Origin of the sequence: Sorangium sp. So ce1504, assembly GCF_051521635.1 — a bacterium.
GTDB lineage: Bacteria > Myxococcota_A > Polyangia > Polyangiales > Polyangiaceae > Sorangium > Sorangium cellulosum_B.
This window is the reverse complement of record NZ_CP150365.1, coordinates 50,265-64,290: the sequence shown is the minus strand read 5'-3', so window position 1 is coordinate 64,290 and position 14,026 is coordinate 50,265. Positions and strand designations below refer to the sequence as shown.

General features: G+C 72.4%; 12 protein-coding genes. 6 read left to right on the top strand and 6 right to left on the bottom strand.

All coding sequences use genetic code 11. The features are described from left to right. Positions 1–43 precede the first annotated feature (43 nt). From WMF39_RS00245 to WMF39_RS00230, 4 genes are all read left to right on the top strand, one after another. Positions 44–1,450, top strand: a complete 1,407-nt coding sequence (locus WMF39_RS00245; RefSeq protein WP_437743554.1) for a serine/threonine-protein kinase — start codon at positions 44–46, stop codon at positions 1,448–1,450. Then, positions 1,437–2,444 carry a tetratricopeptide repeat protein gene (locus WMF39_RS00240; protein ID WP_437743553.1) on the top strand — a complete coding sequence of 336 codons (1,008 nt, stop codon included), beginning with the start codon at positions 1,437–1,439 and terminating at the stop codon, positions 2,442–2,444. The genes WMF39_RS00245 and WMF39_RS00240 overlap by 14 nt, the downstream gene beginning before the upstream one ends. A gap of 129 nt (positions 2,445–2,573) precedes the next feature. Next, complete coding sequence (locus WMF39_RS00235) at positions 2,574–3,281, top strand: hypothetical protein (protein ID WP_437743552.1); 708 nt, start codon at positions 2,574–2,576, stop codon at positions 3,279–3,281. Between the two features lie 159 nt (positions 3,282–3,440). Beyond that, positions 3,441–4,727 carry an alkaline phosphatase PhoX gene (locus WMF39_RS00230; protein ID WP_437743551.1) on the top strand — a complete coding sequence of 429 codons (1,287 nt, stop codon included), beginning with the start codon at positions 3,441–3,443 and terminating at the stop codon, positions 4,725–4,727. Between the two features lie 11 nt (positions 4,728–4,738). On the opposite strand, the gene WMF39_RS00225 is transcribed toward WMF39_RS00230, so the two are convergent. The 6 genes from WMF39_RS00225 to WMF39_RS00200 all read right to left on the bottom strand — a co-directional run bounded on the left by WMF39_RS00225 (position 4,739) and on the right by WMF39_RS00200 (position 11,806). Then, positions 4,739–6,070 (bottom strand): RNA polymerase sigma factor, encoded by a 1,332-nt coding sequence (locus WMF39_RS00225; RefSeq protein ID WP_437743550.1) that lies wholly within the window; start codon positions 6,068–6,070, stop codon positions 4,739–4,741. A gap of 2 nt (positions 6,071–6,072) precedes the next feature. Continuing rightward, on the bottom strand, positions 6,073–6,426 hold the full coding sequence (locus WMF39_RS00220; RefSeq protein ID WP_437743549.1) for a YciI family protein: 354 nt from the start codon (positions 6,424–6,426) through the stop codon (positions 6,073–6,075). Beyond that, a complete protein-coding gene (locus tag WMF39_RS00215) occupies positions 6,423–6,746 on the bottom strand; it encodes a hypothetical protein (RefSeq protein WP_437743548.1) in 324 nt (107 codons plus the stop codon). The genes WMF39_RS00220 and WMF39_RS00215 overlap by 4 nt, the downstream gene beginning before the upstream one ends. Before the next feature lie 5 nt (positions 6,747–6,751). Then, positions 6,752–7,423: a glutathione S-transferase family protein gene (locus WMF39_RS00210; protein ID WP_437743547.1), complete on the bottom strand. Its 672-nt coding sequence runs from the start codon at positions 7,421–7,423 to the stop codon at positions 6,752–6,754. Between the two features lie 192 nt (positions 7,424–7,615). Next, positions 7,616–10,351: a penicillin-binding protein 1A gene (locus tag WMF39_RS00205; RefSeq protein WP_437743546.1), complete on the bottom strand. Its 2,736-nt coding sequence runs from the start codon at positions 10,349–10,351 to the stop codon at positions 7,616–7,618. A 249-nt stretch (positions 10,352–10,600) separates the two neighbouring features. Continuing rightward, a complete protein-coding gene (locus tag WMF39_RS00200) occupies positions 10,601–11,806 on the bottom strand; it encodes a serine/threonine-protein kinase (RefSeq protein WP_437743545.1) in 1,206 nt (401 codons plus the stop codon). Between the two features lie 86 nt (positions 11,807–11,892). Between WMF39_RS00200 and pgeF the strand changes: the two genes are divergently transcribed. After that, entirely contained in the window at positions 11,893–12,705 is an 813-nt protein-coding gene (gene pgeF / locus WMF39_RS00195) for a peptidoglycan editing factor PgeF (protein ID WP_437743544.1), read from the top strand. A gap of 9 nt (positions 12,706–12,714) precedes the next feature. Further along, entirely contained in the window at positions 12,715–13,977 is a 1,263-nt protein-coding gene (locus tag WMF39_RS00190; RefSeq protein ID WP_437743543.1) for a bifunctional nucleoside/nucleotide kinase/histidine phosphatase family protein, read from the top strand. Positions 13,978–14,026 lie beyond the last annotated feature (49 nt).

Sequence of the window (14,026 nt, the reverse complement as noted above, 5' to 3'; positions counted from 1 at the left end):
GAAAAGTGCCAGTCCCGCGCGCAGCATCCACTATCCTTCGGGCGTGGACGCCGCCACGCCCCGCATACCGCCGACCGTGCGGATCAGCCAGAGCGCGGCGGCTCGTCAGGCCGGCGCCGACGAGTCGGACATCTGGCAGCACACCCCCGACGAGGTCGTCGAGGGCAAATACCGGCTGGTCCGACCGCTCGGGCGCGGAGGCATGGCCGAGGTCTGGCTCGCCGTGCACGTCACGCTCAAGACCGAGCTCGCCGTGAAGTTCCTCAGCGCCTCGCTGACCGGCGACGCGGAGCGGAGCCGCACCGTCCTGGAGAGGTTCCGGTTCGAGGCCCAGATCTCGGCCCGCCTGAGCGCGCGCACGCGGCACATCGTCGCGGTCCACGACGCAGGGGTCCACGACGACATCCCTTACCTGGTGATGGAGCACATCCCGGGGCGAACGCTGTTCGCCGAGGTGCGCCAGAAGGGACCGATCGATCCGGTGCGCTTCGGGCACATCCTTGATCAGATCGGGGACGCGCTCACCGTGGCGCACGACATGGGCATCGTGCACCGCGATCTGAAGCCTTCGAACGTGATGCTCGTCGGCACGCCCGGCGCGGAGCTGACGGTGAAGGTCGCGGATTTTGGCATCGCCAAGGCGCTGCACGGCGATCTAGGCCTGGATCGGCCGCAGGAGACGGAGGCCGACGTCATGCTGGGCTCGCCGAACTACATGAGCCCGGAGCAGCTCGCCTCGCCGCTCGCGGTCGACGCGCGGGCCGATGTCTGGGCGCTCGGCGTGCTGACCTACGAGGTGCTGACGGACTGGACGCCTTTTCAAGGCAACAGCATCGCGGAGATCATCGTGGCGGTCAGCACCCGCGATTTCGAGCCTGCCACGGAGGTCCGGCGATCGCTTCCCCAGGGGCTCGACGCCTGGTTCTCGCGCGCCCTCGCGAAGGGGCCGGCGCAGCGGTTCACCTCGATCCGCGAGATGGTGGAGGCCTACCACGCCGCGCTCTCGGCGCCGCCGCCCGAGCGGCCCGCGGAGGTCGCGCCGCCGCGGCGGCCTCGGGTGGCGCCCGCCGTGGCGCTGGCCTGCCTGACCGCGCTCGGGGGGACCGCCGCGCTGGCGGCGCGCCTGCTCGATCGGCCGCGCCTGGAACAGCCGGCGCGGCTCATGGCCCCCGGCGTGCGGGGCGCGCTCCAGGCGATCGCGCTGCGCTCGCCGCCCCCGCCGCAGCAGCCCGCCGCGGCCGAGCCGCCGGCCACGGCCGAGCCGCCGGCCACGGCCGAGCCGCCGGCCTCCGCGGCGGCGCCCGCGCCGCCTGCCTCCGCAGCGCCTGCGCAGCCGCGCTCGTCCCAGCGCCGCCCCGGGGCTGACAGGGCCACCCCGCGCGCGACGGCGACCACCGCGCCCACGGTGCCCCGGCGCCGCAAGGAGATCGACAAGAGTGAGACCTTTTGAGCGACGGCTCATCACGCTCTGCAGCGTCGCCATGCTCGCGGCGGCGCCGGCGCGCGCGCTCGCCGTCGGGGCCGAGGAGGACGCGAAGACGCTGTTCGCCCGGGGGCGCGAGTTGCGGAGCACCGGACAGTGCGAGCAGGCGGTCATCGCCTTCCGGAGCGCGCTGGAGATCTACCCCGAGGGGCTCGGCGCGCTCCGGAACATCGCCGAGTGCGAGGAGGAGCTCGGCCGCTATGCCTCGGCGAGGCGAGACTGGTGGGATCTCCGGCGCGCCGCGCTCCAGTCCAACGAGGCCAAGTACGCCGGGTGGAGCGATGACGCCGAGGCCCGCTACCGGGCGCTCGGCAGCAAGGTCGGGACGTTGACCGTCCGGCTGAAAGGCGCCGAGGGGCGGCCGCCGGTCCAGGTGGTGCTGGACGGCAAGCCCCTCGACCCGAGGCTCCTCGGCGTCGAGCTCGAGCGCGATCTCGGCGCCCACACGGTCGAGCTGTTCTACGGCGGCGCCGCGCCGATCACGGAGCGCGCCGAGCTCACGCCTGGCGCCCGTCAGGTCGTGACGCTGACCGTGCCCGCGCCGCTCCCGGGGCGCGACGCGCTCTCCGCGCCGAGCGCCTCCGGCACGCCGGCCAGCGGCATTCGCATGGGCGGCTACGTCGCGCTCGGCGTCGGCGGCGCTGGCGCGATCGCGACCGTCGTGGCGCTGGCCGTGCGCGCCGGCGCGCTGTCCGCGGTCGAGGACGGGTGCTCCCCCGCCGGCGGAGGCGCTTACGAGTGCCCGCCGTCGCTCCAGGGCGACTACGACACGGGCAAGACCGCCTCGACGCTCGCCGGCGTCTTCGCCGGCGTCGGCCTGGTCGGGATCGGCGCCGGCGTCACGCTGCTCCTGCTGAGCCCTTCCAAGCCCACGGCGCCGGCCTCTGGCAAGCCGGCGGCAGAGCTCGTCCTCACGCCAGCGCCGGGCGGCCTCGGCTCGCGCCTGCTCGTGAGGTTCTGAGGTTCGGCGATCGGGCGCGACCGGCGCCGTGACGCGGCGGCGTGGGAGCGCGGGTCGCTGAGCTTGTCTTTCCGCACCCGGGCGCTACCCCATGATCGAGGCGAGGGCGCGCGAGGCGGGGAGGTCGAGATGAGCTCACAGCGGAACAAGATCCTTGGTTCGATTGCAGGGAGCGGCGCGGTCGCCGTCCGCGGGGCGGCGGAGGCGCTGTTCTCGGCGGCGGGCAAGAGGCTCCTCGACGAGGGCGCGCGGGAGGGCCTGCGGCGCGTGATGGTCGAGAACACCACGGCGGTCGTGGACGCGCTCGCGCCCGGGCTCTCGCTGGGCGCGCAGACGACGGCGAAGATCATCGCGGATCAGGGCGGAACGCAGACCGCAGCGATCGTCGCGCAGGCAGCGGGGCGGCACGCGGGCCAGGCCGCGCTCACCGACGGCGTCTCGGCCGCGGTCGCGAAGGGGCTGGCCCGAGAGGCGATGAGGGCCGCGGGCCGGGAGGTCCTGAAGGGCGCGGGCAAGGCGGCCGGCATCGGGTTCGTGATCGACGGCGCCTTCGGTGCCTACGAGGGCGTCACGGCCTACCAGCGAGGCGAGATGACGAGGAAGGAAGCGCTCGCGCACGCGGCGCAGGAGGCCTCGACAGGCGCGGTGGCGACCGGCGCCGGCGTGCTGCTCGCGGCGGGCCTCGTCGCGGTGACCGGCGGCGCCGCGGCGCCTCTCGTCTTCGCGGTGGGCGCTGGCGGCGCGATCGGCGCGAAGCAGGTCCTGCGGCGGCTCGTCGGCCGGGTGTCCTCGAAGGTCCTGGGCCGTAACGTCGCTGACGAAGGCCAGGTGGGATGACGCCACGAAGGTGGCGTGTGTCCCGGCCAGCGCGCTCAACGACTCGACCTCTCCTTGCGCGCGGCCCTGCGTTCCTCTCGTGCATCGGCCCCGCGGCGCCCATGTGGCAATTGCCTTCCGTGCCTTTCGCGTGATGGTGTTCCGACGTAGATCATCTCCATGCGACGACGCATCCCGAGGCGTTCATTCCTGCGCGTCGGTGGAGCTGCAGCCGCGACGCTGACCCTACCGTTCTCGCTGATCTTCTCGCGGAGGACGCAGGCGGCCGGCCGGTTCGGGCCTCTCGTGCCCGATCCCGCGGGCATCCTCGACCTCCCTGCGGGCTTCACGTATCGAGTCCTCGAGCGCGCCGGCGGCGAGATGGACGACGGTTACCGAGTTCCCGGCCGGCCGGACGGCATGGGGTGTTTTCCTGGGGCCGACGGCACCGTCGTCCTGCTCAGGAATCATGAGAACTCGCCTGCTGATGAGGGCATTGGCCCGTATCGATCCGGCCAGGGCGCGCCGGCGGAGGCGTACGACGCGGCGAGCATGGGCGGCGTCACGAGGCTCGTGCTGGACGCTGCGACGTTCGAGCGTCGCTCGAGCAATCTCGTGCTCGCTGGCACGAACCGGAACTGCGCGGGCGGCCCGAGCCCCTGGGGCTGGCTCAGCTGCGAAGAGAATGTCGACGCTCGCCACGGCTACGTCTTCGTCTGCGCGGCTACCGCGTCCAGGGTGGAGGCCCCGCGCCGCCTGACCGGCTATGGCCGCTTCCACCACGAGGCGGCGGTCGTCGATCCCACGACGAGGATCGCTTACCTGACCGAGGATCGCCCGGACGGCTGCTTCTACCGCTTCAAGCCGGCGGACCCCGCCGCTCCGTTCGAGGGCAAGCTCCAGGCGCTCTGCGTCGTCGGGGCGCGCAACGCCGAGACCTCCGGCTGGGAGCTCGAGGAGCCGCGCGACATCGCGTGGGTGGATATCGACGAGCCCGATCCACGCGACGACACGGTCAGGACGGAGGCCCGGACCAAGGGGGCCGCGATCTTCCGGCGCGGGGAGGGCGTCTGCCTATCGCAAGGCGTCGTGTACATCTGCGCGACGATCGGCGGCCCGGCCGGGGCCGGGCAGATCTTCCAGCTGGTCCCCCAGGGAGATGGCGGCACGCTCGGGGTCGTCGCGCAATCGACGGACACGAACGAGCTGGACGCTCCCGACAACATCACCATCGCCCCCTGGGGAGAGCTCTTCATGGCGGAGGATGGCTATCGAGGGAACTACCTTCGAGGTGTGACGCTGGACGGGCAGATCTTCGATTTCGCGCGCAATGCGCGGAGCATGAGAGAGCTCTCCGGCGTGTGCTTCTCGCCCGACGGCAAGGCGCTCTTCGTGAACATGCAGGAGGACGGCCTCACGCTGGCGGTCATGGGCCCGTTCCCCGGGGCGGGCGCCCTTCGCGAGTGAGGCGCGCTCGTTCATTCGGGCTCGGGGATCCGCGCTGCGCGATCTCCGCGCGCGGCCACGGCCGCGATCGTCGCGTCAGGGGCTGGCGCGGCCGCGCACAGGGCCCGCGGCCGGAGCGCGTCGATGCGCTGCTCGATCTGCGCGCGCTCTGCGGCGTTGGCCGCGCAATCGCGGGCTCGCTCGAGGGCCGCCAGCGCTTGATCCACCCTCCCCGTCTCCTCGAGCAGGACGCCCTGGACGAGGTGAGCATAGGGGTAACGCGCCAGAGCCGGGTGATCGATGGCCGTCGCGATCAGCTTCAACCCTTCCGCCGCGCCCAGCGCCCGGGCGACCGCGAAAGCACGGTTCACGCGCACGATCGGGCCCGGGCGGTGCTGCTCGAGCGACTCGTAGAGGATCGCTATCTGGAGCCAGTCGGTGTCCTCGGCGCGCGGCGCCGAGCAGTGGACCGCCGCGATCGCGGCTTCGATCTGGTAGGGGCCGGGGCGCCCCCGCTCGAGCGCCTCTCGCAGCAACGCGCAGGCCTCGTCGATCGCGGCGCTGTCCCACCTCGATCGGTCCTGCTGCTCGAGGCTCCGGGGCTGCCCTTCCTCGTCGGTCCGGGCCGGCATGCGCGCCGCGTGCAGGAGCAGCAGAGACAGCAGGCCCTGCACCTCGGGTACCCGTGGCAGCGCTGCGTCGAGAGCCCGAGCCAGGTGCATCGATAGCCGGGTGAGGCCACGACGTATCGGCGCCTCGTCGCCACGGGACCAGTATCCCGCGTTGAAGACGAGGTGGATCACCGCGAGCACGGCGTGGAGCCGCTCCGGCGCCTCCTCCAGCCGCGGGACTTCGTAGTGCTTGCGCCGCTCCCGGAGCCTCTCGCGCGCCCGGGTCAGCCGGCGCTCCATCGCCTGCGCGCTCACCAGAAACGCATGCGCGATCTCGTCCGTGGAGAGCGCCGCGACCGTCGACAGCGCCAGCGCCGCCCGCTCCTCGAGGCCGAGCGCGGGATCGCAGCAGGTGACGACGAGGCGCAGGACATCGTCCGGCCACCGCGCGGCGTCCGGCGCCGAGAGCAGCGCCTCGGACCAGGGACATCGCGCCGCGAGCGCCGCGAGCGCGGTCGCGTGCCGCTGCTCTCCGCACCGCCGCCGCAAGCCGTCTCTGTGGATGTTCGTGGCGACGCGCACGAGCCACGCCTCCGGCGCGTCGGGGACGCCCCGCTCTGGCCACGTCGCGAGGGCCCTGGCGACGGCTTCCTGCACCGCGTCCTCCGCCGCGTGCAGATCCCGCGTGTGGCGCAGCAGCCGCGCGAGCACGGGCGCATACGCGCGGCGGAGCAACGGGGCGAACCCCTCCATGACTACGGCGTGCGCTGCCAGGTGACAGGCCGGATCTCGACGGATCCATCCGCCGGGCAGATCTGCTGCGCCCGGGCCGCGGCGATGGTCTCATCGGCGCACTCGATCAGGTAAAAGCCAACGAGCCACTCCTTGGTCTCCATGTAGGGCCCATCGGTGATCGTCGCGGTCGTCCCCTGCACGCGCACCGTACGCGCCTTGTCTCGCCCGTCGAGCCTCGCCACGGCGAGCAGCTCGGCGCGCGCGGTCGCCTCTTGCTGGAGGGCGCGGTGACGGTCCAGCACCGCGCGCTCGTCCGCCGCGGGGAGCGGATCGCCCTCGGGGCGCGCGCTGTGGATCAACAGGACATAGATCATCCGATATCTCCTCGCGCGAACGCGTACGACGCCTGCAGATACGATTCCCACCGCGCGGCGTGCTCGAGCGGCACAGCGAGCCACTCACGAAAGATCCTCCCGCTCGGCGCGAACACCGCCCCCTCACCGGCGGTGATCGCCGCAGCGACACGCGCCGCCGGGAGCTTGACGACGAGGTGCCTCCCGTCGCGGTCGATCGACGCGAAGAACCGGCCCCCCACGCGAAGGCACGGGAAGCCCATCATCGTGCTGCGCGCGACGCTCGGCTCGAGGGCCCACCGCTCGGAGAGCCGCGAGAAGAGCTCGGCTCCGCCCGTCATTGTCGTCACGCTCCTCCGCGCTCCGAGCGATGCGCCGCCTGCTCGAGCGCCTGCGCCATCGCAGCCGGCATCGCGGTCGCGCGCCACGCTTCCCGCTCGTCGAGCCGGGCGAGCCACGCGCGGAGGTTCGGGAACGGCACCAGGTCGACGCGGCCGAGGGCGGCCATGGGCAGCTGGCACCCGAGCGAGTAATCGGCGAGCGTCACCGCGTCACCGGCCACGAATGCGCGCGCCTTCAGGTGCGCCTCCAGCAGCGCCGCGTACGGCTGGAACTGCTCGAGGGCGCGCTGGGCGACCACCTCGTCGGGCTGCCCCCCCATGAGCGGCTTGAACAACCGCTCGAAGAGCACCGCTCCGAGGGCACGCCCGAAGTGCGAGAGCTCCCAGCACTGCCAGCGAACCACATCGATGCGCCGCCTGGGGTCACGGGGAAACAGCGACGTCGCGCCATGGGCATCCGCAAGATACTGCATGATCGCGTTGGACTCCCAGAGCCGCAGATCTCCGTCTACAAGGCTCGGAACGAGGCCGTTCGGGTTGATCGCGAGGTAATCCTGGCTCTTGTGCGCGCCTGTAGCGAAGTCGACGAGGATCGTCTCGACGGGCACCGACAGCTCGTGGACGACGGCCTGGACCTTGCGGCAGTTGGGCGATCCCGGAACGATGTAAAGTTTCACAAATCGGCTCCTTTCGGAGGCTGGCGAGCCCCCGCCCGCCGCTTCCTGGAGCGAGACGTCGAGCGCCCCGCATTCCGGACAGGAAAAATGCCGCGGTCGCGCTTTCCTCGTCCGGCGGTGTCGCCGCCCTCGGCCTGGGGGCATCACCGTCGCTCCTGACGCCCCTCCGAGCCCTCCGATCTTGTGCGCCGCTCAGAACGGCGGCGGCGCCGTCTCGCCGGTCGGCAGCGGGCCCGGCTCCGGCGCGTGCTCCGACTCGACCGGCGCTGGCGCGGCCCCTGGCTCCACCGGCCGCGGCCCCTCGCCTGGCGTCGGCGGGGTGCCCTGCTGCTCGGCTGGCGCCACGCCGTCCGCCGGCTCCGCGCCCGCGTCCGCCTCGGGCACCTGCGCCTCCTCGGTCGGCTCTGTCCCGGCGACGAACACCTCCTCGATGGCGTCTTCCTGCCCCTCACGCGCGAGCAGACCCGTCAGCGGATCGATCTTCACGCGCACGACGCCGTTCGGCACCGGGAAATCGGCGGCCGGGCGCTTCGCGTGCGCCTGCTTCATGAAGTCCACGAACGCCGGCAGCGCCGCCATGGCGCCCGTCTCACCGCTGCCGAGCGGCGCCGCGTCGTCGTAGCCGGTCCACACGGCGCACGCGATGTCGGTCGAGTAGCCCACGAACCAGGTGTCCTTCGACTGGTTCGTCGTCCCCGTCTTGCCGGCGATCGGGCGCCCCAGCGAGCGCGCCTGCCTGGCGGTCCCGCTCTGCACGACCGACGTCAGCACGCTCGTGAGCACGTAGGCCTCCGCCTCCTCCATCACGCGGTGCCCCGGAGGGCGTGGCGGCAGCGGGATCTCCACCCCGCCGGGCCCGACGATCTTCGTGATCAGGACAGGCTGCTCGTGGACGCCGCCCGCGGCGATGCTCGCGTACGCGGCGGCCATCTCGCGCGGCGTGACCTCGTAGGCGCCGAGGGCGAGCGACAGGTCTGCGCCGAGCTTCGACTGGACGCCGAGCGCGCCGGCGAAGGCGACCACGTTCGAGGCGCCGACGCGCGACAGCGCCGACACCGCGGCCACGTTCACGCTGTGCGCCGCCGCCTCCCGGAGCCGCGCCGGCGACTTCCCCTCGCTCTCGTCGTAGTTCTGCGGTTTGTACCCGGCGATGGCCAGCGGATCGGTGTCGAGGATCGTCGCCGGCGTCAGCGTGCGCGCGTGGATGCCGTAGCCGTAGACGAACGCCTTGAACGTCGATCCTGGCTGCCGCCGCGCGAACGTCGCCCGGTCGAGCCCGCCGCGCATCGCCTCGTAGCTGCCGACGAGGGCGACGATCTCGCGCGTCCGCACGTCGATCGCGACGAGCGCCCCCTCGGGTCCGAGCTCGAGCCGCAGCGGCACCGGGGCCTCGGGCTTCCCCGGTTTGCCCGCGGGCGCGGCGCGCCCTGCCTCTCCGGCGGCGTCCTCGTCCTCGTCCTGGCCTGCGGCGGCCGCTTCGACGACCGGCTCCGGCGCGGGGCCGATCAGGCTGACGCGCACCACCTTGTCGACGTCGGCGAACTTGCTCGGCGGGAGCCCGTTCGGGTTGTACCGCTGCGCGCCGCGGAGCGTGACCGTGCCTTCCAGCGTGCCCACGCGCACCGAGAGCGTCCCTCGCGCGTCGTCGGCGCCCGTCACGACCCCCCGGAAGACCCTGTGGCCGGCGGGCGTCCCATCGAAGGCCGGCGGCTCTTTCTTGCTCCGCGCGAGCGGGCCGAGCAGCTTGTGCCGCTTCGCGTAGGCGTCGAGGTTCTTGCGGACGGACGCGCGCGCCGCCGCCTGCATCGCCGGATCGATCGTGGTCGTGATGGTGTAGCCGCCTTGCTGCGCGGCGGGCCCGACGAGCTCGCGCAGCACGCGCTGCGCCTCGGCGACCACCTCGGGCGCGAGCTCGGCGAGCGATTCGGTCTCGATGGCGAGCACGACCGGCTCCTGCTTCGCTTGCGCCACCTGGATCTCGTCCGCGAAGGCCTTGCGCTGCATCTGATCGAGCACGAAGTCCCGCCGCGCCACGGCGCGCTCGAGGTTCACCCGCGGCGAGTACACCGACGGCCCCTTCACGATGGCGACGAGCAGCGCGGCCTCGGCGAGCGTCACGTCGCGCACGCTCTTCCCGAAGTAGTAGCGGCTCGCCTCCTCGACCCCGTAGCGGCCGTGGCCGAAGTAGATCTTGTTGAGGTAGAGCTCCAGGATCTCGTCCTTGGTGAGCTCCTGCTCGATCTTGCGGGCGAGGATGATCTCGCGCGCCTTGCGGTTGAAGGTCCGATCCGGCGTGAGCAGGACGTTCTTCACGACCTGCTGCGTGATGGTGCTCGCGCCCTGCCGGGCCCGGGTCGAGCGGAGGTTCACCGCGAGCGCGCGGAGCATGCCGAGGTAGTTCAGCCCTGCGTGCTCGTAGAAGCCTGCGTCCTCGGCGGCGAGCGCGGCCAGCTTCACCTGGCTCGGGATCTCGCCGATGCGCACCACGGTGCGCCGCTCGGTGAAGACCTCGCCGAGGCGCGTCCCGTCGCGCGCGAGGATGCGCGTCACCTGCGGGGGCCGGTAGTCCTTGAGCTCGCGGGTCGAGGGGAGATCCGCCTCGTAGTGCCGGATGACGAGCGCGATCGTGGCGGCGGCGAGGACGAGCAGCGCCGCGAGCGCGATCCCGATGCGCTTCGCCCACGTCGCGATCCTGGGGCCTCTCTCCTGCGGGGGCGCGCCTTCCGGCTGGCTGGACAAGCGCTGCGCGCCCTCGATGTGCGGCGCGCTCGCCGGCCGCGTGGCCCTGCTGATCCGCTCCGGCGGCTCGCTCCCTCGCCCCGGCGGCCCCGACCGCCGCGCCGGCGGCTCCGACGCCTGACGCAGCGGATCCGACGCTCGGCGCAGCGGATCCGACGCCTGACGCAGCGGCTCCGACGCTCGACGCAACGGGTCCGATGCCTGACGCAGCGGCTCCGACGCCTGACGCAGCGGCTCCGACGCCCGATCCGGCGCATCGGTCTTCCCGACCGGATCGTTCTCGTTTCCCCCTGGGTTCCGTGATTGCTCCGAGGCCATGACGCCGTCCCCGTGAACGCTGGCGCAGGCGATGCGCATCCAGAGCGCCCGGCGCGCCGGCGCGGCGACGCTAGCACGCCCGCGGAGGCCCGCCTCGATCCGGGGCGCGCTCGCGGAGGATCAGCCCTGGAACAGCCGCATGGCCACGATGGTGATCAGGATGCCTGCGATCAGGCAGCCCGCCGCGATGCCGACGAGGAGCAGCGGCTTCGCCTCCACCTTGGCCGGCGCCTTGGTGGGCTGCTTGGCGAGGGGCGCCGGCGCGGGCGCTGGCTTCGCGGACGGCGCCGGCGGCTGCTGGACCATCTTCACCGTCTTCGCCGGCGACTTGAACGCGGACGACGCGGGCGCCTTGCTCGCCTGGAGCGCGGCTGCGTGCTGTTTCGACGCTTGCTCGAGCACCGCGTTCGCCTTCTTCGGCATCATCGCCGTGTAGCCCTTGCCCGCGCCGCCCGCGAACGGCTTGAGCGCGTCCGCGAACTCCGCGGCCGACTCGAACCGGTCCTCGGGCCGCTTCTCGAGCGCCTTGCCGAGCACCGCGCCGAGCCCCGGCGGAAACTGCTTCCCGGGGACGCGCTCGTCGAGCGGGATCGGGTTCCTCGTCACGTGGTGCTGGATGTACTCCATGGGCGTCCGCGCCTCGAACGGCAGCTTGCCCGTGAGCACCTCGTACAGGATCGTCGCGAGCGAGTAGATGTCGCTCCGCGCGTCGAGCACCTTGCCCTGCGCTTGCTCGGGCGACATGAACTCCGGCGTCCCGAAGACCATGCCCTCCTGCGTGAGCATCACCGACCCCGGCCTGAGCTCGCGCTCCGTCACCTTCGCGAGGCCGAAGTCGAGCACCTTCGGGTAGTCCTTCAGCCCGCCGTTGGTCGACAGGAAGATGTTCTCGGGCTTGAGATCGCGGTGCACGATCCCCTGGATGTGCGCCTCCTGCAGCGCGCCGCAGACCTGGATGAGGACCGGGATCGCGCGCTCGACGGGCAGCGGCCCTTCCTTGCGGACCACCTGGTTCAGGTTCTTGCCCTCCAGGTACTCCATCACGATGTACAGCGAGCCGTCCTCGAGCTCGCCGTAGAGCAGCACCTTGACCGTGTTCGGGTGCGTGAGGTGGCTCATCGCCCGCGCCTCGCGGCGGAAGCGGGACACGAGATCCTTCCGGTTCGCGAGCTTGGGGTGGAGGATCTTCACCGCCACCATCCGGTTCATCGCCGGCTGTGCGGCCTTGTAGACCGACCCCATGCCGCCGGAGCCGATCTTCTGAAGGATCTGGAACTGCCCTCCGAGCAGATCTCGACCGATGTTCGGGTCCGGACCGGCAGCCATGCGTGGAGCCGGAAAATACCACGCAACCCACCCGTATCGTCTATGACCGAAGCAGCCGACGCAGCGGATCCCGCCGTGGAGCCAAAATGACCGTAAAAATCGACGACCCCGGGGCCGCCGAGGCGCTCGAGAGCCCGCTCCTCGCCGCCGCCGGCTTCTCGCACGCCTTCTTCACGCGGCGCGGCGGCGTCAGCGCCCCCCCGTGGGACACCCTGAGCTTCGCCATCGCCCTCGGCGACGACCCCGCCGCCGTCCGGGAGAACCTGGAGCGCGCCGCGCGGCGCCTCGGCATCCCGGCCGCGCGGCTCTATTTCCTCAGCCAGGTCCACGGCGTCGAGGCGCGGGTCCTCACCGGTGAGGAGGATCGCGACGACGTCGTCCGCGAGGTGGGGGACGTGACCCTCTCGCGGGTACCCGGCGTCGGCTGCGGTGTCCGCAGCGCCGACTGCGCCCCGATCCTCCTCGCCGATCGCCGGACCGGCGCCGTCGCCGCGGTCCACAGCGGCTGGCGTGGGACCGTCCGCCGGGTCGTGGTCGAGGCGGCCCGCGCGCTCCGCTCGCTCGCCGGCCCCGGCGCGGAGCTCGTCGCGGCCATCGGCCCGCACATCGAGGCCTGCTGCTTCGAGGTCGGCGACGACGTCGCCGCCGATCTCGCCGCGTGCTCCAGCGCGGGCGCCGCCGCCGTCGTCCGCGGGGCCCCCGGCGCGCGCCCGCACGTCGACGTCCGCCGCATCCTCAAGGCCCAGCTCACCGAGGTCGGCCTGGACGCAACCTCGGTCGAGGACGTCCCTGGCTGCACCGCGTGTGACCCCGCCCGCTTCTTCTCGTACCGGCGCGACGGACAGCGCAGCGGCCGCCTGCTCTCCGTCATCGTCGCCGGCCGTACCGTCATCGGCTAGAACGCTCCCATGGTCTCGCTCGCGCGCGACTCCTCGCCGATCGTGCTCGCCATGGTGGGCCTGCCCGCCCGCGGGAAGACGTCCATCGCCCGCAAGATCGCGCGGTACCTGTCGTGGCTCGGCCACCCCACGCGGCTCTTCAACGTGGGCAACTACCGCCGCGCGCACCTCGGCACCGCGCAGCCGCACCAGTTCTTCGACCCCAACAACACCGAGGGACGCCAGGCGCTCCTCGGCATGGCGATGACCGCCCTCGACGACCTCATCGGCTGGCTCAGCTCCGGCGGCGAGGTGGCGATCTACGACGCCACGAACAGCACGCGCGCTCGCCGGAACCTCGTCACCGAGCGCTGCCAGGCGCACGGCTTCCCGGTCGTCTTCATCGAGTCGATCTGCAACGACGAGTCGATCATCGAGACCAACGTCCGCGAGACGAAGCTCCGCTCGCCGGACTACCAGGGCGTCGACCCGGAGGCGGCGCTGCGCGACTTCCGCGCGCGCATCGCGCACTACGCCCGCGCGTACGAGCCGCTCGGCGAGCCGGAGCGGAGCTACATCAAGATCATCGACGTCGGCCGCCAGGTCGTGCTGAACCGCATCCACGGCTACCTGCCGGCGCGCCTCGTCCCGCTCTTGATGAACATGCACCTCACGCCGCACCCGATCTGGCTGACCCGCCACGGGGAGAGCGTGTTCAACGAGAAGGGGCTGCTCGGCGGCGACTCGGATCTCAGCGCGCGCGGCGACGAGTACGCGAAGAACCTCTCCGCGTTCATCCGCGAGCGCGCCGGCGACGAGCACGTCAACGTCTGGACGAGCACGCTGCGCCGCACCATCCAGACCGCGCGCCCGATGACGCAGAACCACGTCGCCTGGCGCGCCCTCGACGAGATCGACGCGGGCGTCTGCGAGGGCATGACGTACGAGGAGATCCGCCAGCAGATGCCCGAGGTCTTCCACGCGCGCGCGGCCGACAAGTTCCGCTACCGCTACCCGCGCGGCGAGTCGTACGAGGACGTCATCCAGCGCCTCGACCCGCTGATCATCCAGCTCGAGCGCCAGCGCTCGCCCGTGCTCGTGATCGGCCACCAGGCGGTGCTGCGCGCGCTCTACGCCTACCTCGTGGATCGCCCCGCGCCCTCGTGTCCGACGCTGCCGATCCCGCTGCACACCGTCATCGAGCTGACCCCGACGGCGTATGCCTGCGAGGAGCGCCGCTTCCAGCTCGCGCCCGCCGTCCAGGGCGGCGACTCGAGCACCGCGCACCCCTGAGCCAGGCAGCGCGGCCGCGCTGGAGGCGCCAGCCGCGCTGCGGCGGGGC

Bases quoted from the DNA above. Each gene is read 5' to 3' on its own strand.
- pgeF (WP_437743544.1), top strand. From the start codon at position 11,893: ATGACCGTAAAAATCGACGACCCCGGGGCCGCCGAGGCGCTCGAGAGC.
- WMF39_RS00190 (WP_437743543.1), top strand. From the start codon at position 12,715: ATGGTCTCGCTCGCGCGCGACTCCTCGCCGATCGTGCTCGCCATGGTG.
- WMF39_RS00235 (WP_437743552.1), top strand. From the start codon at position 2,574: ATGAGCTCACAGCGGAACAAGATCCTTGGTTCGATTGCAGGGAGCGGC.
- WMF39_RS00215 (WP_437743548.1), bottom strand. From the start codon at position 6,746: ATGACGGGCGGAGCCGAGCTCTTCTCGCGGCTCTCCGAGCGGTGGGCC.
- WMF39_RS00230 (WP_437743551.1), top strand. From the start codon at position 3,441: ATGCGACGACGCATCCCGAGGCGTTCATTCCTGCGCGTCGGTGGAGCT.
- WMF39_RS00225 (WP_437743550.1), bottom strand. From the start codon at position 6,070: ATGGAGGGGTTCGCCCCGTTGCTCCGCCGCGCGTATGCGCCCGTGCTC.
- WMF39_RS00200 (WP_437743545.1), bottom strand. From the start codon at position 11,806: ATGGCTGCCGGTCCGGACCCGAACATCGGTCGAGATCTGCTCGGAGGG.
- WMF39_RS00220 (WP_437743549.1), bottom strand. From the start codon at position 6,426: ATGATCTATGTCCTGTTGATCCACAGCGCGCGCCCCGAGGGCGATCCG.